Source organism: Verrucosispora sp. WMMA2044 (assembly GCF_027497155.1).
Classification (GTDB): Bacteria; Actinomycetota; Actinomycetes; order Mycobacteriales; family Micromonosporaceae; genus Micromonospora; species Micromonospora palythoicola.
In genome coordinates, this window is the sequence record NZ_CP114913.1 from 3,676,187 (window position 1) to 3,696,733 (window position 20,547).

The 20,547-nt window shown below is 67.6% G+C and carries 21 protein-coding genes; 14 read left to right on the plus strand and 7 right to left on the minus strand.

Translation table 11 applies throughout. The features are described from left to right. Window positions 1–515: 515 nt before the first annotated feature. Together O3597_RS16640 and O3597_RS16645 are read right to left on the minus strand one after the other, a co-directional pair. A complete protein-coding gene (locus O3597_RS16640; protein ID WP_348650288.1) occupies window positions 516–926 on the minus strand; it encodes a DUF6461 domain-containing protein in 411 nt (136 codons plus the stop codon). Between the two features lie 139 nt (window positions 927–1,065). Continuing rightward, on the minus strand, window positions 1,066–1,353 hold the full coding sequence (locus O3597_RS16645; RefSeq protein WP_281601702.1) for a hypothetical protein: 288 nt from the start codon (window positions 1,351–1,353) through the stop codon (window positions 1,066–1,068). Here O3597_RS16645 and O3597_RS16650 point away from each other — a divergent pair. Beyond that, window positions 1,352–1,477 (plus strand): hypothetical protein, encoded by a 126-nt coding sequence (locus tag O3597_RS16650; RefSeq protein WP_281601703.1) that lies wholly within the window; start codon window positions 1,352–1,354, stop codon window positions 1,475–1,477. The genes O3597_RS16645 and O3597_RS16650 overlap by 2 nt on opposite strands. Window positions 1,478–1,518: 41 nt before the next feature. Here the strand turns inward: O3597_RS16650 and O3597_RS16655 are convergent, their stop codons facing one another. Continuing rightward, a complete protein-coding gene (locus O3597_RS16655; RefSeq protein WP_281601704.1) occupies window positions 1,519–2,376 on the minus strand; it encodes a hypothetical protein in 858 nt (285 codons plus the stop codon). Window positions 2,377–3,338: 962 nt separating this feature from the next. Here O3597_RS16655 and O3597_RS16660 point away from each other — a divergent pair. The 3 genes from O3597_RS16660 to O3597_RS16670 all read left to right on the plus strand — a co-directional run bounded on the left by O3597_RS16660 (window position 3,339) and on the right by O3597_RS16670 (window position 6,009). Further along, window positions 3,339–4,121, plus strand: coding sequence for a transposase family protein (locus O3597_RS16660; RefSeq protein WP_281601705.1), 783 nt, complete (start codon window positions 3,339–3,341; stop codon window positions 4,119–4,121). A gap of 75 nt (window positions 4,122–4,196) precedes the next feature. After that, window positions 4,197–4,514: a hypothetical protein gene (locus tag O3597_RS16665; protein WP_281601706.1), complete on the plus strand. Its 318-nt coding sequence runs from the start codon at window positions 4,197–4,199 to the stop codon at window positions 4,512–4,514. Window positions 4,515–4,683: 169 nt separating this feature from the next. Beyond that, a complete protein-coding gene (locus tag O3597_RS16670) occupies window positions 4,684–6,009 on the plus strand; it encodes a hypothetical protein (protein WP_281601707.1) in 1,326 nt (441 codons plus the stop codon). Between the two features lie 1,244 nt (window positions 6,010–7,253). Here O3597_RS16670 and O3597_RS16675 read toward each other — a convergent pair. After that, window positions 7,254–8,204 (minus strand): FAD-dependent oxidoreductase, encoded by a 951-nt coding sequence (locus O3597_RS16675; protein WP_281601708.1) that lies wholly within the window; start codon window positions 8,202–8,204, stop codon window positions 7,254–7,256. Window positions 8,205–8,219: 15 nt separating this feature from the next. Further along, complete coding sequence (locus O3597_RS16680) at window positions 8,220–9,641, minus strand: hypothetical protein (RefSeq protein WP_210938864.1); 1,422 nt, start codon at window positions 9,639–9,641, stop codon at window positions 8,220–8,222. Between the two features lie 215 nt (window positions 9,642–9,856). Here O3597_RS16680 and O3597_RS16685 point away from each other — a divergent pair, with 215 nt between their 5' ends. The 7 genes from O3597_RS16685 to O3597_RS16715 are packed head-to-tail and all read left to right on the plus strand — an operon-like array spanning window position 9,857 to window position 16,437. Beyond that, on the plus strand, window positions 9,857–10,750 hold the full coding sequence (locus O3597_RS16685) for a radical SAM protein (protein WP_210938924.1): 894 nt from the start codon (window positions 9,857–9,859) through the stop codon (window positions 10,748–10,750). A gap of 19 nt (window positions 10,751–10,769) precedes the next feature. Then, window positions 10,770–12,020: a methionine adenosyltransferase gene (locus tag O3597_RS16690; protein ID WP_210938863.1), complete on the plus strand. Its 1,251-nt coding sequence runs from the start codon at window positions 10,770–10,772 to the stop codon at window positions 12,018–12,020. Continuing rightward, the gene (locus tag O3597_RS16695; protein WP_210938862.1) at window positions 12,017–12,670 is read left to right on the plus strand and encodes a class I SAM-dependent methyltransferase; all 654 of its coding nucleotides are present in this window, start codon (window positions 12,017–12,019) and stop codon (window positions 12,668–12,670) included. The genes O3597_RS16690 and O3597_RS16695 overlap by 4 nt, the downstream gene beginning before the upstream one ends. After that, window positions 12,667–13,422 carry a phytanoyl-CoA dioxygenase family protein gene (locus O3597_RS16700; protein WP_281601709.1) on the plus strand — a complete coding sequence of 252 codons (756 nt, stop codon included), beginning with the start codon at window positions 12,667–12,669 and terminating at the stop codon, window positions 13,420–13,422. Before O3597_RS16695 ends, O3597_RS16700 begins: the two co-directional genes overlap by 4 nt. Further along, window positions 13,419–14,405, plus strand: coding sequence for an NAD-dependent epimerase/dehydratase family protein (locus O3597_RS16705; RefSeq protein WP_210938857.1), 987 nt, complete (start codon window positions 13,419–13,421; stop codon window positions 14,403–14,405). Before O3597_RS16700 ends, O3597_RS16705 begins: the two co-directional genes overlap by 4 nt. Further along, complete coding sequence (locus tag O3597_RS16710; protein WP_281601710.1) at window positions 14,402–15,034, plus strand: FkbM family methyltransferase; 633 nt, start codon at window positions 14,402–14,404, stop codon at window positions 15,032–15,034. Before O3597_RS16705 ends, O3597_RS16710 begins: the two co-directional genes overlap by 4 nt. Next, on the plus strand, window positions 15,031–16,437 hold the full coding sequence (locus O3597_RS16715; RefSeq protein ID WP_281601711.1) for a hypothetical protein: 1,407 nt from the start codon (window positions 15,031–15,033) through the stop codon (window positions 16,435–16,437). The genes O3597_RS16710 and O3597_RS16715 overlap by 4 nt, the downstream gene beginning before the upstream one ends. 129 nt (window positions 16,438–16,566) lie before the next feature. Here O3597_RS16715 and gltX read toward each other — a convergent pair whose 3' ends face one another. Next, entirely contained in the window at window positions 16,567–17,970 is a 1,404-nt protein-coding gene (gltX, locus tag O3597_RS16720) for a glutamate--tRNA ligase (RefSeq protein WP_210938855.1), read from the minus strand. Window positions 17,971–18,175: 205 nt separating this feature from the next. On the opposite strand from gltX, the gene O3597_RS16725 reads away from it, so the two are divergent. From O3597_RS16725 to O3597_RS16735, 3 genes are all read left to right on the plus strand, one after another. Beyond that, window positions 18,176–18,703: a DUF6244 family protein gene (locus O3597_RS16725; protein WP_210938853.1), complete on the plus strand. Its 528-nt coding sequence runs from the start codon at window positions 18,176–18,178 to the stop codon at window positions 18,701–18,703. Window positions 18,704–18,897: 194 nt separating this feature from the next. Beyond that, the gene (locus O3597_RS16730; RefSeq protein ID WP_210938851.1) at window positions 18,898–19,296 is read left to right on the plus strand and encodes a hypothetical protein; all 399 of its coding nucleotides are present in this window, start codon (window positions 18,898–18,900) and stop codon (window positions 19,294–19,296) included. 15 nt (window positions 19,297–19,311) lie between these two features. Then, window positions 19,312–19,761 (plus strand): SitI3 family protein, encoded by a 450-nt coding sequence (locus O3597_RS16735; RefSeq protein ID WP_210938849.1) that lies wholly within the window; start codon window positions 19,312–19,314, stop codon window positions 19,759–19,761. A 168-nt stretch (window positions 19,762–19,929) separates the two neighbouring features. Here O3597_RS16735 and O3597_RS16740 read toward each other — a convergent pair whose 3' ends face one another. Then, the gene (locus O3597_RS16740) at window positions 19,930–20,478 is read right to left on the minus strand and encodes a hypothetical protein (protein ID WP_281601712.1); all 549 of its coding nucleotides are present in this window, start codon (window positions 20,476–20,478) and stop codon (window positions 19,930–19,932) included. Between the last annotated feature and the right edge of the window lie 69 nt (window positions 20,479–20,547).

Consider the following 20,547-nt stretch of genomic DNA (forward strand, 5'->3'; position numbering starts at 1 on the left):
GTTCGAAGGCGACGCCGTGGCCGGCGAGGCAAGCAGTCGCTCGCAGATGGCCGCACACCCGGCAGATGAGGATTCCCGATCACCTCCCGAGCCTTCCTCAGCGGCCATCACGCGGATCCTGCCAGCCGAGTGTGGACCCTCGTCTCCGAACCCGGCTACCGGCGCTACCTGCACCAGCTGCCCTGCGACCACGGACCCGACACGGTCACCAACCCACAGCGCTTCGACGACCTCTAGACACCAGCAGGTCGACCCCGTCGGGCGATCGCGTGATGACCCGGACAGCGGATGCTCCTATTCGCGTTCCTCGGTCCGCCCTTCCATCTGAGCCCGAGGTGGGACGGACGCAGGGCTGGGGAGCAGGCGCCCGGGCGGCCGGCGGCTGGTGGTACGCGGGCGGCTTGGCGAGAGAGATTCCCCGCTGGTCACAAGAGCTGCGGTGAGTAGCGGCCCGTCGACGGTGCGGGAGTCGAGCGCGGCACCGATGTGTGCCGCAACCACCTCCAGGACCGGCATCAGCCGCGAATGCGGCGAAGGACGTAGGCGAGGTGAACCTCGACAGCGTCCCACCAGGGGTGTGGTGGTTGCGGCTTCGTGAAAGTCATGCCGGGCTCGAAACGCTCGACGCGTCGACCGTCACGCCAGTGGGCGAAGCTGTTCATGCCGTCGGCGCCACGCAGGACGCTGAGGGTCTCGGTGCCCTCGGACAGGGTGGTACATGTGCCGGACATGGCGCCGGTGATGCCGTGCTCCTCGAAACAGAACGACCACATGCCCAAGGAACCGGCACGCAACATCGACCCTTCCTGCGCGGTCTCGGCGTACAAGGAGTTGGCCTCGTCGCCGTCGAGCAGGCGGGCGACTCGCGGGTCCGCGCCGTATCGCCCGAGCACTTCCGGGGCCGTGATGGCCCGGGTGAATGTCACACACCACATGGCCAGGCGTGGATCCCCGGCCCACGCCCACTGTCCGGCCGTCGTTTCACTCATGTACGTCTCCTGCGCTGTCCCAGGGGGCCGGGCGGGGCCGGAGGCTTCTTCGGGCCCCCGCCCGGCCACGTCTTCGTCAGCTCACGGCGTGGACGTCGAACTTCTCGGTGTCGAGGACACGCTGGTTCCTCACGAAGGCACCGTACTTGCCGCCGGCGGAGGAGTTCGCGTCTACGTCAACATGGCCGCGTACGCACGGTTCGTTGAAGGTCACCGGCTTGTCTGCCCGAGCCTCGTAGAGCACCCACTGACCGTTCTCGTACAGCGGGAGGATGTCCGCGCACAGCCTGCCGTCCGTTCCTCCCTCGTAGGTGCCGGCGAAGGGGAACTCGTCGCACGAGTCGTTCGGGACGTACTCCGGCATGTACACGAACGGGTCGCTGCTGCCGGCGCCGCAGGTGCGCTCCCGGTTGGCGTCCGCGATGGCCTGGCTGTCGGTCCGGCTCAGCGGAGCCCAGCCACGAAGGTACGCCTGGGCGAACTGGTAGAGCGCGCGGCTTCGCCGTGGTTCCGATCCGAGACGGAGTACTCAAGGATTGCCCGCCGTTCCGGGATGACGCAGCCGGGCGTGCTGAGTTCCGCGTCGCAGCGGATCGGCGCTTGGACGGGGGCTATCCCAGTAGACGTTCGGCGTGGTAGGGATGCTGCCCGCCGTCGTGACATACATGTGGTACTTGGTCTGGATGTTGGTGTCCCGCGCCCCGGATGCCACGGCGCTTCGGTACGTGACCGTGCCGGATGCCGAAGCGCCAGGACCGACATTCCGTGAGCCGGGCCAGGGTCGGTTGGTCGTCGCGGAGCAGGTCGACGTGCAAGCCACATCGAAGGCGATGTCGAGGCTCCTCACCTGCCCCGTCACGCCGGTCACCCGGACAGTGACCGACTCGTTCCACGCGGCGCTGCTCTGGCTGAGGGTCATGCTGGTGACGATGTTCATGACGCCGGTGCCCAGCACCGCGCCCCTGTCGCTGTACAGGGTGTAGGTGACCGTCATGCCATTCAGGCACAGGCCGCTGGTCCGCGTCCACGTCCAGTAGCCGGGCATGGTGATGTCGCAGGCCTCGTTGGCAGCGGTGGTGCCCGCCGAGCCGCTACGGCTCACGGCCTGCGGTGTGGTGTCGACGCAGGATTTCACCGCGCCACCGACAGCGGCGCGAGCGGCCGGCGCGATGGCCGTACATAACTGACCAGTTCGGACTTTCTGCTGACCGCGCCCTACTTCCGTACGGGGAAGGTCAGCAGGGGTGATGGTGGCGATTGCCTGGTGCCGGCTGTCGGCCCGTGGATTCTGGCCCGCGGCGACAGATTCGGCTGCTTGCGCTGGTGCGCCTCCGGAGGCGATTCCGCCGCCCACCAACAAGATGAGGAGGCGACTGATCCACTTCATCCGGCGAGCATCACACAAGGCTACCCCTCCGTCTCTTTGGGTTACGGGAGTGTGGAGGCTACCAAGAGATCAACAGATGCATTGGTCCCGATATTGTCAGCCAGTGCCAATTGATAAGAATGTTTACATGATGGCGATAAGAGACCCCTCGGATTTCACCATAAGTCCCAGCTACAAGGGGAACGTTGCCCGTGTGCGCGCCGGCCGCGCCGAGGGCGCCGCGCTGGTCCTGAACGGCAACTGGCTCCTACTTCACCCGCACCATCGGAACCCTGAGCACGCACCAGCCCGAGTGGTGGGATACCTGCGGCACCAGGAACCTTCTTCCGTAGGGGACCTTCCTGGGGCGGCCGTCACCTCGGTGGGCACTCCGGCCCCCAGGCGCGGGCCCGCCACCCATGACGGCAGATCCGGCAGCGCCGGACATGACGTACTCGGCATCGACAATCTTTAGGAGTAGTGGTGGAGTTGTCCCGGCGCCGGCAGACGAGGGCTTTGGGCTGATGCCCCAGCGGCATTCGAGTTCGAAGTCGAGCCAGGGTGCCAGTTGTCGGCCAGGAGCGTGCTGGGGCGAGGACTCGGCGGCGAGCGCGGTGACCTAGCGTTCCAGGACCTGGCTGCCGCACTCGGCGTCGTGGTGCAGGAGTAGGTGTCCGAGTTCGTGTGCGGATCCATCCGCGAGCAGGCCTTGCCGGTCTTGGCGGGGTTGAGGAAGACGAAGGGCCGTTGGCCGCACCAGCGAGAGAAGTGGTCGACCCGTTCGAAGACCTCGGGTAGTTGCCGGCATTGCCATCGGGTGACAGGCGCTGCGAGCACTCAGCGGTGGCGTCCCGACCTCCAATGAGCCATTTCCAACCTGATGGTGCAGGTCAGCGGCGTGGAGGAGGCCTGTAGCCAGGTGAGGTGAGGCTCCCGGTAAGACAAGCAATCGACCAAGAAAGATGCCCCTCCCGGGAGCCTCGTTGCTGTCCTACCCTGCCTCGATCCCGTTGTCCACTCGATCCCTGAACCACGTCGCCGCCCTGATCCGCACCCATCGCCACCGGCGACGATCCCGGTGGCGGCGCCTCGACCCCGGCCGCCAAGCCCTGCTCGTGCTGGCCCATCTCCGTAACGGCGACACCTTTGCCCGTCTGGCCGCCGGATTCGAGATCGGTCTCGCCACCGCCTGGCGCTATGTCCACGAGGCGATCACGCTGCTCGCCGCGACCACCGACGACCTGCACCAGGCGATGAGCAGGATCCGACGGCTGGCCTACGCGATCCTCGACGGCACCCTGATCCCGATCGACCGCGTGTACGACCAGAAGCCGTACTACTCCGGGAAACACCGACGGCACGGGATGAACGTGCAGGTCATCGCCGACCCGGCCGGACGCCTCGTCTGGACATCGGCGGCGCTGCCCGGCTCGGCACACGACCTGACCGCCGCCCGCACCCACGACATCATCGCCGTGTTGACCAGCGCGAACGTGATGACCTTCGCGGACAAGGCGTACCAAGGCGCCGGCGGTTCAGTCCGCACCCCCTTCAAGCGCCATCGCTACCGCCCAACGCTGTCACGTCGGCAGAAGGCCGTGAACAAGGCCCACGCCCGCATCCGCGCCCGCGGCGAACGAGCCGTCGCCACCCTCAAAACCTGGAAAGTCCTGACCAAGCTGCGCTGCAGCCCATCCCGAACGACCGCGATCGTGCAGGCCATCCTCGTCCTGCACCACGTCGAGAACCCGACCTACCGAGGATGAAAAACGCTCACTGTCCGTCAGTTTCTAGGTGCTGCGTGCGCCGTGTAGCTCTCCAAGGTCTGTTGGGAGTACCGAGTGCGAAGACTGCGTCATCTCATTGCCATTCCCCTTGCGTTCCTGGTGACTCTGTTGATCTCGAAAGTGGCTCTTTCGGCCTTCTGGCCGGGCAGCACCCTCAGCTCTACTGTCTGGTCCGTTGTGATTGGACTCGCGTCGGCGGTCGCCACCGCCGCCGCGACCGCAGCCACGACCGCGAAACCAGTCCCGCCCTCTTCCGCCGCACCTGAGGATCGAGCTACCTACCACGTGTCCGCAACGGACAGCAGCATTGCCATCGGCCAGAACAGCGGGTCGATCGTGTTCAACGCCGAAAGACGAGCCCGGCGTGACTGAGTCTTCGGTACTCCCCAGCGATTCTGAAGGACGACAAGCCGCAGGGTCCACAACCAGCCAGTTCGCCGTCTCTGCAACCGGCCAAAGCTTGGGCATCGGCCAAAACCATGGGGACATACACATCGGCCGCTCGGCGTCGGTCAACGACCGGGTTGCCACGCTTTGCAGCATGAAGCCGAAGGTCGGTTACGACGAGATCTTCCGCGAACTCGACGAGCAGCTCCAGCGGACCCTGCTCACCGAACTGCCCGAGAACCTGGCCATCGCCTTCGTAGGGCTACAGGCCGAGGACGCACCCCGGCAGTGTGGCAGGGTCGTGTCGGGCATGCAAACGGCAGGTGTGTCCATGATCCTGCGTGGCCTGCCACGGTCCGCTGCCGTGCAGGTGCTCAGTTGGATGGTACTCGACCATGCTGGTGACGATCTCGCCGCGCTGCTGCCCCACGAACTCGATCTGGTGGCCCACCTATTAGCTGGAATTGCAGCCGAGCCGGATGACGGCCGTCCCTGCGGTGGCCCGAACCGTACCGTTGCGCTACTTCATCAGGACGCTCTCGAAGCCCGCCGCACCGAGCTACTCGGTGCCCTGCCAGCGTCTGCGGGTACGGTCATGCTTCTGAGCTGCCTTCCAGCGCAGGAGCTGGCGACGGCGCTCCTGCACCAGCCAGAAGACCGGTGCCGCTACCTGCTCGACCGTCTGGCCGCCCGTCATCCAACGACCCTACGAGACGTGCTCAGACACCTCGGTGCCAAGAGCTCTTCTCCGCTGCTTCAGCTCCTGGACCCGAGAGCAGCCGACAAGCTCCTCAACCTACTCAGCCGCCCCGAAGTCATCGACCATCTAAGCCCACTTCCCGGCCAACGGATCGCGGAGCTCCTGCGCTCCATGCCGCTTGCGGATGCTGCAGCTTTGCTGGTCGAGTTGCCTGTAACCCGCGCGGCCGCCGCGTTGGCCAACCTCGACGGCGGCTACCTAGCGCGGCATCTGCTGGATGTAACGCCTTCCCGGTGCCTGGCTCTTCTCCAGGAGCTTGGTACAGCCTTGAAGCCGGATGACCGGGACCCTCGACCCGTTGCACTGGCCACGATGAGCGCCCACCGGTTCGCTGCCACGTTGGTGACGGCGCTGGAGCGGCACGGAGAACCGATGCGTGGCCGCATGGAACAGGTACCAGCTGCCGAGCCGCTCGACGGGTCACGGGTCGAGGCCGTCCATGTCGTAGCTGGCGCCGCAATACGGGCGATCCACCGGATCTTCCGCCATCAATTTGGAACCGGTCCACGGACCAGCTTGCGAACGGAGTGGACTGACCTCGGCCTCCTCTGGTCGATTGTTCGGCGCTCTGCCTCACCCAACATCACTGGCGCGAGCCGTGGTCCGACACAAACCGAGGGTGCTCTGGCTGTCACAAGATTCGCTCTAACAAATCGGCACGTCGCGTTGCCAGCGCTGTCGGCCTGCTCGTCGCGCTCGGACTGCTGGCGGTCTTGGTGAAGCCGAGCAGTCTCCCAGGAATCGGCAAGGACGAGAACGGACACCCCGTACAGGACTCGGCCATGCCTACAGCGTCCTCGCCTGGTACGGCCATCTCGCTCGCGCCGGTGCCATCAGTGGGCTCCTCGGAGCTTGAGCGCATCGAGGCACTGATGCAACTCGACAACCAGTGGCGCGCCAGATGTCCGCCATCGACGCCAGAGATACGCGGGGGAAAGCTGCGAATTTACTGCCTTCTCGCAGATCCGAGCACGGGCATCGGCATCGACCGGTGGGTCCTTCAGTACCCACCGGGAACGAGTGAGTCAGGAAGTCCGGCGTTCTCCGAGGACACCGTGCAGGTCTCGCCACCGCGGACCTGGACAGGACCAGAAAATCACGGCGGGGAGTACTTCACGTATCGGTTGAAAAAGACCGGCGCTCCGGCTGTCTGGTTGCTGGAGGCGAAGCACGACCTGGCCCTACAGCTTGTCGGACCACGGGAGCTACGCGACTTCGAGCCCCTTTTCCAAGTGGCCGCCGATCATGGATACAAACTAGAGCGTTAACTAACCCGTCTGTCACTCGTGGCATGGGTCTTGTGGTCGGGTGAGACTCCCCGCCACCAATCACGGCTTATTAGGCGGAGCGGCTCGCGACGTACCGGCGGGCTGACAGCGGCTGCTACATCCGGCTGGGCTTGCCGGATAGGGCTGTCCAAACCGGAGGTGCGGGACGGAGACCGTTCTGGTCGGGTGGCGATGGTGCCGCTGGCCCACAGCTCGGCGTCGTCGGGGTGGGCCATCACCGTCAGCAACGTGGGGCCGTTCGCCAGGGGCCGCGGGCGTCGATGACGTCGGCCGGACACGGCAGTGGTGCGTGCGCTGGCTTGGCCTGTGAGGGGTCAGCGGTACTCCCAGATTACGGTCGAGACGATCATGTCGCGCCACTCGACGGCCAGGTCTGTCGCACTGTACGCGGATAGTTCGTCCTCGGCCGGTGTCGAGCCGGCGAGGCGGGCAGGCAGCCGAGGGCGAGTCCGCCGGCAAACAGGGTGGCGGCCGTCTTGACGCCGATGCCGCGTACGCCGGGGATGTTGTCGGCAGGGTTGCCGGTAGGGGCGCAGAAGTCAGCCCATTGCGCAGGGCGACCTGGTGCCGTTCGCAGACCTGGGCAGAGCCGATGTGGCGGTGGCCGGATCGCATCTTGGTCGATGGCGGGGCTTGACGCCAGGTTGCAGAAGCCGAAGCAGCCAATCCCTCCTGTCAGAGTCTGGCTACGACCTCGGCGGCGCAGCCCCAAGAGAGCGTGATGCCGGCGCCGCCATGGCCATAGTTGTGGATCAGCGTGGCGCTATCGAGGCGTTGTCCTTCCACTCGGACGCGCGTACGGGTAGGGCGTAACCCAATCCGCTGCCCAAGCACTCGTGTGCCACGAAGACGTGGTTCGACCTCGCTGCACCGATCGATGATCGCTGCAGTCGTGTTCGGGTCAGGCTCCCGACTCCAGTCGCCAGGCTGGGCAGTGCCACCGAGGACGACGGTCTCGCCTTGCGGGTAGAAGTGCAGCAGGTCAGGAGACGGCCCTGTGTCTTCGGTGAAGAACTCGGTGATGCCGGGGTTCTCGACGACGACGAGTTGTCCGCGGATCGGGGTCAGTTCAGGATCCGGTACGAGGGCACGCGCGCCCATGCCGGCACAGTTGACGACAACAGGCGCGACGCCCACAGGTTGGTCGAGCGAGTGGATCCGCCGAATCTCAATTCGGCCGCCGCCCACAGCGAACCGCCGTTCGAGGTAGCCGAGGTAGATGGGCATGTCGACGATCGGCGCGGTATAGCGCCACCCGGTGGCGAAGCCGTCCGGCATCTCGTCCGCCTCGCACAGCCGGAATCCGTCGAGTTGGTTGCCCCACTCGGGCGGGTCGACCGGCTTGCGGGAGGCTTCGATGCCAGGGACGAGGCGTACTCCGGTCTGCGGGTCGGTGGCGAGTTGCCGCAGAACAGCCAGGGTACGGGCGCTCCAGACACGTACCCGGTCGATGGGTTCGGCGAGGTACGGACCCCACATCGCGCCTGCCGCATACGAGGTGGTCTGGTGTGGTGGCTCGGCTGTCCAGATGGTGACGCGGAGGCCGGCTTCGGCGAGGCAGATGGCGGTGGTGAGGCCGGATACGCCAGCGCCGATGACGAGGGCGTCGATGTCGCGGCGGCTCATTGCTCGACCGTAGTGTCAGGTCGGCTGGCGCGCGAGGGCGTTCTCCAGGTTGGGCAGGAGGTCGGCGACGGCGTGGTTGCGTTGGCGGCGGCGTAGCTCCTGGGCGAGGCTGTTGAGCAGGGCGGTGCTGCGGGGTGAGCGGACCTGACCGAGGCGGGGTAGCGCCATCCGGGTAACCGCGCAGGCGTCGTCGAGTTTGCCGTGGGCGGTGTAGCCGAGAGCGAGCCAGGCGCCTTCGTAGAGGGCGCGCCGCTGGTAGGGCGCGTCTGGTCGGCGAGCATATGCACCGGTGCGCAGGAGTGCTTCGCCCTTGCGGAGCAGGGCGCGTCCGTCGCCCCCTCGGCCGGTGGCGACGGTTTGCCGGCCGGCGAGAATCATCGCGTATCCGGCCTGGCAGTCGAGGTGGTTAGGGGTCAGGTAGTACATCCACTCCGGGTCACGATCGTGATGTCGCTTCGCGAGCTGGTCGTGGGACTCTACCCAGGTGCGCTCGCACTGGTCGACGCGGCCGGCGGCGGCGTAGGCGTACGCGAGGCGGGACAGCACGGACGCCTGGACGCTCGCGGCGGACCGGTCGGCCACCCGGCTGGCGGCGACGCCGAGGCGTAGGCCGTCGTCGGCGTCGCCGAGTGAGGCGGCCTGAAAGGACAGGTCGGCCAGGATGTGTGCCTCCATGGAGCGGTAACCGGCGTCGTGGGCGGCGCGGAGGCCGGTGAAGAAGTAGCGCTGGGCCAGGCCATGCTGCTCGGCGTCGAAGGCCTTCCAGCCGGCGAGTTGGGCGAGGTCGGCGAGGGCGACCAGGAGGCGACGGGCGGTAGCGTCGGTGTGGCCACCGTCGCGCAGGACGAGCAGGACCGCGCGGACCTGGGCACCGACGTAGCCGAGGCCGGCGGCGCCTCCTTGTTCGTCGTCGAGCAGTTGAAGGCGCGGCACACTGGCTTCGATCTGTTCGACGAGTGGGTCGTCGGGCGCGGCGGCCGGGGGTGCGGTGCCGGCGGGTAGCTGGGTGTCCAGGTAGATGTTCACCGCCTGGGCGAGGGCGGCCCCGGATACGGAGAGGAACATCCTCCGGTCCACCAGTCCTCCCAGCAGCCAGTCCTCGGCGACCAGCATGGTACTCGCGCGGGTCCACGGTCCGTCCATGCCGGTGCTGGCCGTCATCACCAGGGTGCCATCTACGGCGTCGGGTCGCCCGTGCCAAAGGTCCCCGGCGGTCACGACGCGGCCGAGCCGGCGGGAGAGCACGTACGCGGTCAGTGCCGGCAGTGGTGGACGGGGTACTCCGCCGGCATCACGCCAGTGGTAGGGCGCGGTCTCGGCGAGGGTGCCGGCACCGAAGAGCCGGTTGATCTCTCGGGCGAGGGTACGCGGGGTAAGGCCGGCGTCGGCCATGTGTGTGGCGAGGGTGTGGTTGGTGCGGTCGGGTCGCGCGGCCATCGGCTCCTCCGCAGGGTCGACCGACAGTATCGCGAACGTACCGGATCGTGTTGGTGCTGTCGGTCAATGAATTGACGGTGTTGACGGTTCTATCCCCTGCCTGGGGTGGGCTGGTCCGGGGTCTGCTGGACGTGGCCCCGCCGGCGTACCGCCATCAATGGCTGCGTCGGCGGGTGATCCGACCGGCGAGCGGAGGACCGATGCGCACCTCAGCGATGACCCAGGCGAAGCCGCCGTGGGAGTGGGAGTTCGACTGGCACCTGACGAACCGCTGCAACTTCTTCTGCGAGTACTGCCATCCGCAGATCCGGTACGTGCTCAACCGGAAGCATCTCGACGAGCCGGCACCCGAGTTGGTGGTGAGGCGGTTCGACGAGTTGGGCAAGGTCTGCCTGGTGCACATGTCCGGCGGCGAGCCGTTCATGTACCCCGGCTTCGTCGAGCTGTGCGCGGGGCTGACCACGGGCCACTTCGTCAGCATCAACACCAACCTCGCCTCGGAGGACGTGCAGCGCTTCGCTGACAGCGTGCCGGCGGAGCGGGTGGCGAAGATCGTGGCGGCGATCCACCAGCCGGAGCGGGAGCTGCGCGGGCTGGAGTTGGACGCGTACGCCCGGAACTATTTGATCCTGCGGCGGGCCGGGTTCGATGTGACGGCGCTGTACGTGCTGTATCCGCCGCTGCTGCACCGGCTGGGCGGGGACCTGGCGCGGTTGCGGGAGCTGGGTGTGGACCACGTGCGGGCGAAGGTGTTCAAGGGCGTTCACCAGGGCGTGCGCTATCCGGAGGGCTACACCGAGGAGCAGAAGGCGCTGATCCTGGCCAACTCCGGCGAGTACGTGTTCAACCGGCCGTACATGGACGGCATGCTCTCCTTCTGCGGCCAGCCGTGCACGGCGGGGGTGACCTCGTTCAAGGTGACCGTCACCGGCGATGTCCGTCGCTGCGCCTCCGTGCCGACCGCCTACGGGAACCTCTACGACGGCACCTTCCGGCCCGCCCACGTCAACGAGGCGTGCCCGGCCAGGCGGGTGCTGGTCCTGTCGCAGTGCCTGTCCTATCTGGTCGATCCGCCGGTGCAGGCGGACACCGACGCCGACGACCTCTGAGCCCGAGGGACCTCTTCACATGCAGATCTCGATTCGTCATGCCTGCGTAGCACCCGACGACCAGCCTTTCGATGTAGCCGAGCGAAAGGGCATCGGTCATCCGGACAGCCTGGCCGACCTGGTCGCCGACGCCTTCTCGCAGCGGTACTCGTCGTGGTGCCTGCGGGAGTTCGGTGCCATCCCGAACCACTGGGTCGACAAGGTGAACTTGGTTGGTGCCGCCGCCGATGTCCGCTTCGGTGGCTTCGACATCCGCAAACCGGCCGACTGCTACCTCTTCGGAAAGATCACCGACCGGGTCGGTGACATTGCGGTGCCGGTCGAGGAACTCTTCCGCGAGGTGGTCCTAGACGTCCTTCCAGCCGCGCTCGGCGACGACCGGATCCTCGAACACCTGCGCCTGCACATCAACAACACCCGAGGCAGCGCGGTCGACCACGACCCGAGGTTCTACCGCCCCGACACGGCGCGAGACATCCGCGCAGTGCTCGAAGTCGAGTCGGTGGCCAACGACACCGTCGTCTGCGTCGGCACCAGCCGGCGAGGGCTCGCCGCCGACCTCGCGGTCGAGCTGGAACGCCGGCTCACAAGTGCCGCGTTCCGGCTGGACGTACCTGCTGCGGGCACGGACGTGAAGGTCATGGTGGTCCGGGTCGGCTCGACGCTGGAGGTCACCGCAGCGCTGCCGCTGCACCCGGAGCGGATCGGCTCTTGGGCGGCGTACCGGGTCGCGCTCGGCGAGGCGCAGGTGGTCATCACGGCCGAGTTGAAGGCGCTACTCGACCGCGACCCGCGAGCGCGGAACGTCACCGGCCTGGCATTGCATCTCAACACCAAGGACGTACCGGGACGCGGCTACCTGGCGCCGTTCGGCACCTCGCTGGGCAAAGGTGACTGCGGTGCGGTCGGCCGGGGCAACCGGTACAGCGGCGTCATCGAACCGCTGCGGCCAGCCAGTGGCGAGGCACCCGCCGGGAAGAACCCGGTCCACCACGGCGGGAAGATCTACACCGCCGTCGCCGCCGAGGCCGCACGGCGGGTGCTGGCAGACCTTTCGATGTACGCCGAGGTCACCATCGTCGCCCGCAACGGCGGCGACCTCGGCGACCCGGCTCACGTCCTGGTCTCCGTGGACCGCCCCCTCGACGCCGCCACCACGACCCGCATCGAGAACGCGATCCGTCACACGATCGCCACCACCCCGACCTTCGCCGATCGGTTCCTCACCATCGATCCACTGAGCCGGTTCCGCGACGGAGACCGGCTGTGAGCCGGCCCGTCCTCTCCGAGGTACATCGACGGCACATCACCCGACTACGCGCCCAGCCCGCCACGGTCGATGCCGAAGGGCTGCGCATCGGGGCGCAGTACGTGATGTTCTTCGCCGAGGCGGACCTGATGCGCGAACACGCGCGCCTGCTCACCGAGGGGTGCGACCGGCCACGTGTGCTGGAGGTCGGCCTCGGCCTCGGTGTCTTCGCCACCCAACTAGGCCGGGTCGGCTCGTACACCGCGATCGAGCCGCACCCCGGCGTGGCCCTGATGACCCGTGACCATGTGCTCGACCACGTCACCGCACCCGTGCGGGTGCACGTCGAACCCTGGCAGTTGGTGTCCCTGCCAACCGAGGCTTTCGACGCGATCATGTACGACACCTGGCCGCCGGATGGACACGCCGACGCCGACTTCGCGCAGTTCGTCGCCGAGGTCGCGATCCCCTGCCTGCGACCAGGCGGGAGGTTCAGCTTCTTCCACAGCGGCACCTCGATCAGCCCCGCCCGTCGGCAAGTCCTCGACCGGCATTTCGCCGACTGGACCGCCCACCCTTACACCATGCCGGCCGCACAGACCCCTGCGCACTGGACCAAATCCACCCGTGACTTCCTCATCCCGATCGCCACGAAAGGCGGCAACGCATGACCTCGCCACTCGCGTCAGCCCTCTCCGCACAGCAGATCGACCGCTTCGCCACGCACGGATACCTCGTCCTACCCGACCTGCTGCCCGCAGCCACCATCCAGGAACTCCGGGTCGAGGCCGACGACCTCCTCGACCAGCGGCTCGCCCAGATGGTCGCCACCAGGTGCGCCGACCCTCGGGTGACGTGGTGGCGGCTCCCCGACGGCACACCGTACGTCCTCAAGGTCAAGCCAGTGCTCGACCTGTCCCCGACCGCCACCGCGGTGGCCGACGACACCCGGCTGTGCGGTCTGGTCGCGGACCTGCTCGGCGCTCCGGCTCCGACGCTGATGGACAACAAACTCATGTACAAGCGCACCGTCGACATCGCCGCCGGGTGGGCAGCGTTACCGGTCCTCGGCGAAGAGGTCCGCAAGCACACCGACGCCGCCTACTACGCCGCCCACGGCTACCCCCGAGTGCTCACCGTCGCCGTCTGCCTCGACCCCTGCACCGAAGCCGCCGGCGCACTGCGAGTCTGGCCCGGCAGCCACCGGCGCACCATCGAGATGGTCCCTACCCTGCACCAGGGACCGGTCGTACCCGACCAGGATGCCCCCGACGACGTGGCTGTGACCCTGGTCGCCGCGCCCGGGACCGTGCTGATCTGGGACGCCGCGCTGGTCCACGCCAGCGGATCCAACACCTCCGGCCATTCCCGCCGTCTGCTCGTGCTCGGCTACAGCCCCACACCAGCCGGCAGGCCACGATGAGCAAGATCCTCGTCCTCGGCGGCACCCGGTTCATCGGCCGTCACATCGTCGAGCAGTGCATCACCCGCGACGACGAAATCACCCTGCTCTACCGGGGCCGATCCCCCTCACCGTTCAGCGGCATCGCCCGGCACGTCCTGACCGACCGCCGGGCACCCACCGCCGAGGCCGCCACGGTCCTGGCCGAACCGTGGGACGCCGTCATCGACACCAGCGCACAGGATCTCGATGACCTCCGCCCCGTCCTGCCCCTCCTCACCGACGTCGGCAGGTACGTCCTCATTTCCAGTTGCGGCGTATACCGCCGCGACCTCGGCCGCAACGGTCTCAGCGAACGCTCGCCCACCATCCCCGCCGACGCATCCCACCCGGTACGCGCCTCCGCCACCCGCAAACTGCGCTGCGAGCGCTACCTCGAACGACGCCTCGCCCGCCTGGCCATACCGCTACTCATCGTCCGCCTCGGCCTGGTCATCGGCCGGCACGACGACAGCGAACGCCTCGCCTACTGGCTCGAACGCGCCCTGCGCGGCGGCGACGTCCTCGTCCCCATGCCCGACCGCCAGCCCCTCCAACTCGTCGACGCCACCGACGTCGCCCGGTTCATCCGCACCGCCGCCGAGCAGCAGATGACCGGGATCGTCAACGTCGCCGGCCCTACCACCACCGCCCGCGTCCTGGTCGACACCGTCCTCACCCACGCCGGCCGCGCCGTCACACCCTGCCGCGTCGGCGAGGAGTTCGCCCTCGCCCACGGCATCCGCCCCTGGACCGAGATTCCGCTGTGGCTCCCCGCCACCAGCGCCGAACTCGCCCTCATGTCGGTCAACACCAACCGCGCCGTCAGGGCTGGCCTGACCCACCGCTCGCTCAGCGACTCCATCGCCGAGGCCCTCACCTGGCAGGCACTGCGCCGCCGATGGTCCCAACGCTGGCTCGACCGCACCCGCGAACAGCTCCTCCTGCGGAAGTGGCGCGGGTGAGAACCGTGCTCCCCTACACCCAACCCGCGCCCTACCACTCCCAGTGGGGCGAGGACCGCTGGATCGCCGAGAACCTGCACCTACCCACCCACGGCGTCTTCGTCGACATCGGCGCCGGCGACGGCGTACGCGGCAGCAACACCCTCTACGTCGAGAACCTCGGCTGGCGCGGCCTCTGCGTCGACGCCGACCCCCGCAACCACCAACGCCTCCGCCAACGCTGCTGCGCCGTCGACACCTGCGCGGTCTCCGCCACCACAGGCCTGTGGCCGTTCGGCATGTACCGCCACAAGCCGTCCTGGTCAGGCCTGCACCGCACCGGCACCGACTACCAGCAAACTCTCGTCACCTGCCGAACTCTCGAAGACCTCCTCGACCAGTGGTGCATCAACGGCATCGACCTGCTCAGCATCGACGTCGAAGGCACCGAACTCGACGTCTGGAAATCCTTCAACCCCGACAAACACCAACCCAAAATCGTCATCATCGAGTACGACGACAGCCACCCCGACCGACACCGCCGTACGATTCACGACCGGCTCGGGCAGGAGACCTATGAACTGGTCCATGTCACCCCGGCCAACCTCGTCCTACACCGCACCGACCCTCGCGGGCGGCACCACCGATGAGCCACGGAGCGCACCTCACCGGTCAACTGCCGCTCGACGGCCTCGTCATCATGATCTGTGGCCGGGCCGACGACGCGCAGGCGTGGCAAGAACTACTCGGTTCGCACAGATGCCTCGCGCTCACACTGGACGATGCTCCGCCTCAGGCGCGTACCCGGCCGATACGCGGTGCTTCTGACCAGCTCGTCTGGCAACACGACGCCATCGCGGGCCTCGACGGCTCCGGTTGGCTCGCGGCTCGGGCCGATGCCTTTGACCCCGATCAGAGCGCCTCGCTCCTGCTGCCCGACCCGCTCGACCCACCCCGAACTGGGGACCGGCGGCGCGTCGGTACGCGGCAGCCCGCGTGGCGCATGTTCGAGGACAAAACAACAGTGGACGTGCTCTGGGACGTCGCCGGGATCCCACGCGCACCCTCGGTCATCACCAACAATCCTGCCGACATCGGGTTACTCGGGAAACTGGTCGACCGAGGTGCCGGTGTCGTCTGCTCCTATCAACCTATCGGCACCGGCCCGACAGCGGGCGGAGACGGAATCTGGTGGTGGCGCGACGGAACCCCACCGGCACGGATGCCCATTGCCGAGGTCGGAACGTGGCGGATCCGACTCATGCCCCTGCTCGAAGGCACCCCGGTACGCCTGCACGGGATGGCCCTCGGCAGCGCCGTGGTCCCGTTCCCGCCCATGGAACTCGTCACGCTGCCTCGCCCCGAGCACGGAACCTTCCTCTGCGCGGGCGCCGTACCCACCCTCGGCCACGACGCTGACCTCGTCACCCAGACCACCCGCCTGGGGGCTGGCCTACGCAAGCATCTCGGCTACCGCGGTGGGTTCTCCGTCGATGGCATCCTCACCACCAACGGATTCCTTCCCACAGACTGCAACGCGCGGCTGACCTCCGCCATGGAGGCGGCGCCCTCTGAGCTTCGCGTCCAACTCCACACGGTCAACCTGCTCGCGCGCGAGCGCATCGAGCCCGATACCAGTGCCGTCCAGCAGTTGGCGGAAAAGACCTTCACCGCTGGCGCGAGCTGCACGCTCTTCGGCGCTGCCACGCGCGGCGGTGGGACGAGCCTCCGTGAGACGGCAGTCCGTTGGAGCGGCGACCGACTGGTTGCCGCCCCGAGCGGTGCCGCAGACGGGAGTCTCATTGTCGCTCCGTCTCCGCGCGGCTGGCTGCTGACCGCGACCCTCGCGGCCGACCGGCTTCCGAGTGGTAACCAGATCGGCCCCTGGGCACCCGAGGTGTTCCGGCTCAGCGACGAGGTGCTCGGCACCAACTTCGGCAACCTCGCCCCACCCTTCGATTTCGCTACCGCCGTTGCTGGCAGGGACTGCGGACAGGGTTTGAGGGCACGGCTTGGTCCTGTGCGGCCCGGAACGGCAAGCGCAGAGCATTAGTCGCTGACCGCTCAGCTCCGCGAAGGCCGAGCTGTCGGGTCTACTTCCGAGTCAGGAGCGGACGGCCGGGTGGCACCGGTGACCAACGTCAAGTTGACCGGCGGATCGATCCGCCGGCCGCAATAGGGGTCAGCTCAGGCGGTCGAGTGCGGCCCGTAGGCGAGCCAGGGTTCGCTCACGTCCGAGGGTCTCGATCGACTCGAACAGCGGCAGCCCGACAGTGCGACCGGTCACCGCAACTCGTACCGGTGCCTGCGCTTTGCCGAGCTTGAGCCCTCGCTCGGCGCCGATCGCCTCCAGCGTCGACTTGAGCGCCTCGGCCTGCCACTCGCACGTCTCGTATGCATCGACCACGGCGGCCAGCAGTGCTGGGGCGTCGGCTTTCATGGCCTTCGCCCACGCGGCCTCATCGGTGGCCGGCTCGTCGAGGAAGAGGAAGTCGACCATCGGCACGATCTCGGAGAGCACTGCGATCCGGGTCTGCGCCAACTCGGCGACAGCTGCGAACGCCTTGGTGTCGTACGCCTCCGGTCGCCACGGCGCGGTCTCACCGGTCAACCATGGCTGGCACGCTTCGACGAACTCCTCGACCGACAGCGCGCGGATGTAGTCGCCGTTGAAGGCGCGGAGCTTCTTGACGTCGAAGAACGCCGGTGAGGGGTTGACGTCTTCCAGCCGGAACTCCGCCACGATGTCGTCCCAGGGCAGGATCTCGCGGTCGCCGGAGGGTGCCCAGCCGAGCAGCATCAGGTAGTTGCGCATCGCCTCGGCTAGGTAGCCCTCGGCGCGGAAGTCTTCCAGGGCGACCCGGTCGCGGCGCTTGGACAGCTTCTGCCGCTTCTCGTTGACCAAGATCGGCGCGTGCACCCATACCGGCGGCTCCGCCCCGAGCGCCTCCCACAGCAGTTGCTGCTTCGGCGCGTTGGGCAGGTGCTCCTCGGCCCGGATCACATGGGTGATGCCCATGAGCATGTCGTCGACCACGTTCGCCAGCAGGAACACCGGCGAGCCGTCGCCGCGCGCGATGACGAAGTCCTCGATCAGGGCGTTCTCGAACGTCGGCTTGCCGCGCACCAGGTCGACGATCACAGTTGAGCCCTCGTCGGGGGTACGGAAACGCAGAGCGCAACCGTCCCCGGTGGGCAGGCCACGGTCGCGGCAGTAGCCGTCGTAGCCCTTGTGCTCGCTGCCCGTACGGGCGACGACCTGATCCCGGGCGCAGTCGCAGTAGTAGGCGAGCCCGGCGGCGAGGAGCCGGTCGATGGCCTCACGGTGATGCTGCACGTAGTCGGACTGGAACAGCGGGCCTTCGTAGTCCTCTTGGCCGACGCCCAGCCACGCCATCGCGTCGATGATGCCCTGCACCCATTCGGGCCGGTTGCGGGCCGCGTCCGTGTCCTCGATCCGCAGAACCATCGTCCCGCCCGACTGTCGGGCCAACACCCAGTTGAACAGCAACGAACGGGCATTGCCGACGTGGAACATTCCAGTCGGCGAGGGGGCGAAACGGACACGAACCGCAGAACTGCTCACGGCCCACAGCCTACCGGCCAGGCGACGATCACCAGCGCTGATATCCGCCCGTCCGCACCCGCCGCCGGGCGCGGCAGCGGATAGACGTGACAACGCCTCCCGGCGCGGGCGTTCCTGAGGTGACAAGCTGCGCGGCGACCGCGAGGGACAGCGCTGTACCTTCGCGGTCGAGCACCTTTGCTAGCTTCGATCGATAGGCGGTCGGATGTCGCACGTTGACAAGATCACTGGTGAGCTGCGTGCCCTGCTGACGGGTGTCGAGCGCGCGCAGGGGCTGGCGGCCGCTGCCGACCGGCAGACTCAGGAAGTGGCCGTACGGGCTGCAGGGGCTGGCTTCGCCGCTGTGGCGGCGGGTTTGACCCGGGTCCGTAGCGCCGTCACCGCGATCCAGGGCGGTCTGGGTAGCCTTTCCGGTGCGATTGGCGAGGCGACGAAAGCGACCGCGGCAGTTCCGCGCGAAGCCACTCCGCAGGAAACGATCTCCGGGTTGGCGCCTGTTCAGGCCGCGGTGGACAGTGCCCGTGATGCGGCGGCCGGGACCATCAAGCAGGTCGGTGAGGCGCAGCAACTCGTCACCATGGTGTTGCAGGGTGGGCAGCCTGGGCCGCTGTTGCAGGCATTGGAGAGCATCAAGCAGGTCTTGGTGCTGGTGGTTCAGCGCACCGGCACCGCGCGGCAGTACGTTGAAGCCGCGGTCGCCGAAGCGCGTCAGCTCGGTTCCTCGGGAAACTGAGCGGGGCTGGCGGTCACGAACCGGCCAGCCCGAACACGTCTATCGCCGGAGAGTCAATCAACCCTGCTCCCCTGCATGCTGGTCGCGATTCCGATGAGCACAACCTGCTCCCGTGGAGCCGGCAGCCCACCGGTGTCCTCGGCGGAAGGCCGAGCGGCCCGCGGACGCCGATTCCGCCACGGGAAGACGCACGGGTGCAGCGTGCACTGGAGTTGGAGAACGCCTGCGCCGACACGGTCGCCGGCAAGGGCTACCGGGTCCACCAGAACCCGACAAGACCGGAGATCGCCGCAGCGCGTCAGAACACCGGCGACATCGGGAAGCCGGACAAGGAACCGGACTATCTGATCGAGGGTCACGTTTTCGACTGCTACTCACCGACACCCGCCAAGGCCGTGCGAGGCGTGTGGACGGAAGTGTCGGAGAAGGTGACCAGTCAGCAGACCCAACGGGTGGTGCTGAACCTGCAGGACTGGCGCGGTGACCTCGGTGCCCTGCAGAAGCAGTTCAACGACTGGCCGATCGGCCACCTCAAGGAACTCACGGCGGTGACCCGCAACGGTGACATCATTCAAATCGTCCGGCGAGACTGAGAAGGCAGGCAACGCGTGGCTATCGAGTACCGATTGACGCTGGCGGGGGACATCCCGCTGGAGCAGGTGGCCGCACTCGCCGCTCCGGAAGGCGTCGAGGAGTCGGCCTTGCCGGGCTACCCTCGGCTGCTCGGCGCGGACCTCACACACACCTCCGGGTACTCAGTCAGCGTCTACGGCGGCAGTAACGGCTACTTCGACGCCGAGAACGACGACGGCTCCCAATGGGAATGGGAACCCGGCACCTACGTCAACATCGTCTTCCACATGCCCAAGGACGACCCCGCCGGCAGGGCGGCACCTGACATGGTCGCGGCCGTGGCCCGGGTGCTCGCCGGCCGGCCTGAGGACGCCGCGCTGGTCCTGAACGGCAACTGGCTCCTACTCACCCGCACCGCCGGAACCCTGGCAACGCACCAGCCCGAATGGTGGAACAGCTACGGCGTCAGGGGCCTCCTTCCATAGCCGTTCGTCCCGGAGTAGCCGTCTGTGGCATCTGGGAGTCGTGTCGGCTCCCCACTCGGTCCCACCATTCGCGTCGGCGGACCGCTGACGCCGCTGGTGTCGCCGCCTGTGACCGAGGTGTGATGACGCGACGACGCATGCGGCCGGTGGTCGCCAGTCGACGAGGGATCACGCCGCAGCCATCGCGAGCCAACCTGACTCGGTGACCATCCCGCTCTGCTCGGCGGTGGCGCTTACGCGGTGCCGCGTCGCCGGTTGCTGATCTTGCTGGCGACGGCGTCGGGCGGCGTCGCCCCGGTAGACGAGGGCTTTGAGACTATGCCCCAGCGGCGTTCGAGTTCGAAGTCGAGCCAGGGTGACAGTTCGTCGGCCAGGAGCGTGCGGCGAGGACTCGGCGGCGAGCGCGGCGACCTCGCGTTCCAGGACCTGGCTGCCGAGATCGGCGTCGTGATGCAGGAGCAGGTGTCCGAGTTCGTGTGCGGCCCCCATCCACGAGCAGGCCTTGTCGGTCTTGGCGAGGTTGAGGAAGACGAAGGGCCGTTGGCCGCACCGGCGAGAAGTCGTCGACCCGTTCGAAGACCTCGGGTGGTTGCCGGCATTGCCATCGCGTGGCAGGCGCTGCGAGCACTCAGCGGTGGCGTCCCGACCTCCAATGTGGGACAAGGTCGACAGTGCCTGCAGGTCAATGGCGGGCAGCAGAATCTCCGCGACGCCCACCGGTCCAAGAACCGACCTGTCCGGGCTGCGGGATTTCCGATCCTGCTCTGGCGATCTCGACAGCGGCCA

Coding starts and splice junctions, on each gene's coding strand:
- O3597_RS16725 (WP_210938853.1), top strand. CDS start 18,176: ATGTCGCACGTTGACAAGATCACTGGTGAGCTGCGTGCCCTGCTGACG.
- O3597_RS16670 (WP_281601707.1), top strand. CDS start 4,684: ATGAAGCCGAAGGTCGGTTACGACGAGATCTTCCGCGAACTCGACGAG.
- O3597_RS16715 (WP_281601711.1), top strand. CDS start 15,031: ATGAGCCACGGAGCGCACCTCACCGGTCAACTGCCGCTCGACGGCCTC.
- O3597_RS16675 (WP_281601708.1), bottom strand. CDS start 8,204: ATGAGCCGCCGCGACATCGACGCCCTCGTCATCGGCGCTGGCGTATCC.
- O3597_RS16690 (WP_210938863.1), top strand. CDS start 10,770: ATGCAGATCTCGATTCGTCATGCCTGCGTAGCACCCGACGACCAGCCT.
- O3597_RS16685 (WP_210938924.1), top strand. CDS start 9,857: ATGACCCAGGCGAAGCCGCCGTGGGAGTGGGAGTTCGACTGGCACCTG.
- O3597_RS16700 (WP_281601709.1), top strand. CDS start 12,667: ATGACCTCGCCACTCGCGTCAGCCCTCTCCGCACAGCAGATCGACCGC.
- O3597_RS16705 (WP_210938857.1), top strand. CDS start 13,419: ATGAGCAAGATCCTCGTCCTCGGCGGCACCCGGTTCATCGGCCGTCAC.
- O3597_RS16650 (WP_281601703.1), top strand. CDS start 1,352: ATGTACACGAACGGGTCGCTGCTGCCGGCGCCGCAGGTGCGCTCCCGG.
- O3597_RS16645 (WP_281601702.1), bottom strand. CDS start 1,353: ATGCCGGAGTACGTCCCGAACGACTCGTGCGACGAGTTCCCCTTCGCC.
- O3597_RS16655 (WP_281601704.1), bottom strand. CDS start 2,376: ATGAAGTGGATCAGTCGCCTCCTCATCTTGTTGGTGGGCGGCGGAATC.
- O3597_RS16680 (WP_210938864.1), bottom strand. CDS start 9,641: ATGGCCGCGCGACCCGACCGCACCAACCACACCCTCGCCACACACATG.